1 protein-coding gene is annotated in these 1,882 nt (G+C 66.4%); it reads right to left on the bottom strand.

What is annotated here, in order from left to right; genetic code table 11:
* Positions 1-536: 536 nt before the first annotated feature.
* Positions 537-1,882: phosphoenolpyruvate--protein phosphotransferase (ptsP, locus tag AC1DT2_RS22215; RefSeq protein WP_477298783.1), on the bottom strand; the 1,346-nt coding region annotated here is incomplete at its 5' end.

Below are 1,882 nucleotides of genomic sequence, written 5' to 3'. Positions count from 1 at the left end.
GCATGGCGTTGTCACTCGATGCGGTCGCCGCGCTTACGCAGATGGGCGCGCATTGTGCGGCGGAGGCGCATGCGCGGCTTACGTGGGAGAGACGTTCCGCTGCGGATGAGGTGTTGGGGCCGCATTGATGGGTCGAGCGTAGGCAGGTGCGGCCCCATTCGCACGCGCGACAGGCTGAGGGTTCGCCGCTGAAGCGGCTCCTACAGGGGCGAGGTGCAGCAGCTGAACGGTACAGAGTGACGCAGCGGCGTTGAGCTTTTGTCTCACGCAACCTYGAGGTTTGGTGTCGCGGTCGGGTTGGTCCTTGGGGACGCCTAAGCTGAGGGCCGCTCAGTCCACAGGGAAAGCGAAAGAGGAGCTACGGCCCGTCACGAAGTGCCGCGCCGCGGCCCCAAGGGCCAACCCGACCGCGACTCTCACGTAGCACGAGCGTGAGGCGGCGTAAGCCGCTGGGGGCATGAGCCGCGTAGCGGCTTTCCTTTTCGCTAGAGCATCGCCGCTGAAGCGGCTCCCACAGGAAGCACACGCAAGCAGGGTTACGCGCAGTTGTCCTGGAGAGAGACAACCTCGAGCAATCGCGCCTCCACTTCGTCCCGCGAATGTGCACGGAACAACCGCGGTGCCGCACGACGCAGCGCGCGGCAGTCCAGCGTGGTGAGGCGGTCACGCACCTGGAGCAACTGCCCCGGGTGCATGCTGAATTCTTCCAGGCCCATGGCCAGGAGCAGTGCCGTGAACTGTGTATCGCCGGCAATTTCCCCGCACAGGCTGACCGGCTTCTTCGCCCGCCGCGCACTAGCGATTACGTGCGCAATTAGCCGCAGAAACGCCGGTTGCAGCGGATCGTAGATGCCTTCCAGCGCATCGTTGTTACGGTCGGCCGCGAGCACATACTGGGCAAGGTCATTGGTGCCGATGGCGAGGAAGTCGGCCTTCTCGAGAATCGACGTCACGCCGATCGCAGCCGCCGGTACCTCAATCATCGCGCCTACATCCAGGCGCTCAGGCAACTCCTGCCCCTCACGTGCGAGATCTTCGCGCGCCTTCTTGATGAGGCGCCGCACATCCGTCATCTCGCCCAGATGGGTAATCATCGGGACGAGAATGCGCACCGGGCCATAGCAGGCCGCACGCAGGATCGCGCGCAGCTGCACGCTGAAAATGTCGGGGTAACGCAGCGACAGACGAACGCCGCGCACGCCGAGGGCGGGGTTGTCTTCCCCGCGAATGGCGAGGCCAGCCGCGTCGGCCTTATCGGCGCCAAGGTCGAGCGTGCGAATGGTGACCGGCAAGCCGCCCATGCCGAGGACGACGTCGCGGTAGGCGATGAACTGCTCCTCTTCCGAGGGCAGGCCGCGCTGGCGCAGGAACAGGAACTCAGAGCGGTACAGGCCGACGCCGTCCGCGCCACGGGCGCGGGCCAGCGTGATGTCGCCGATCAGCTCGGCATTGGCGTAGAGGCGCACGTGGGCGCCATCTTTTGTCAGTGTCGGAGCCGAGGCGAGTGCAGCCAGGCGGCGGCCTTCTGCCGCGGCCTGACGCTGCCACTGGCGATAGCGGGCGAGGTCCTGCGCGGTCGGATGCACGATGACTTCGCCGTGCTCGGCGTCGATCAGGACGAGGTCGTCGTCGTTGATCGTCGCCAGCGCGTCCTTGGTGCCGACCAGCATCGGCAGGTTGAAGCTGCGCGCGAGAATGGCGCTATGCGAGTAGATGCTGCCTGCGCTGGCGATGACGCCGAGCATGCCCTGGCCGGCCATGCTGGCCATGTCGGCGGGGGCGACGGTGTCGCTCACGACGATCTCGCCCACGCGGGCGGCGAGCTTGCGCTCTTCGCGGCTGGATTGCTGGAGGAGGGCGGACATGACACGGCCGATGACCC

It is taken from the genome of Luteibacter sp. P4_E6 (assembly GCF_056401535.1).
Note: the sequence above shows the minus strand (reverse complement) of the source record. Positions and strands in the feature narration are given on the sequence as shown.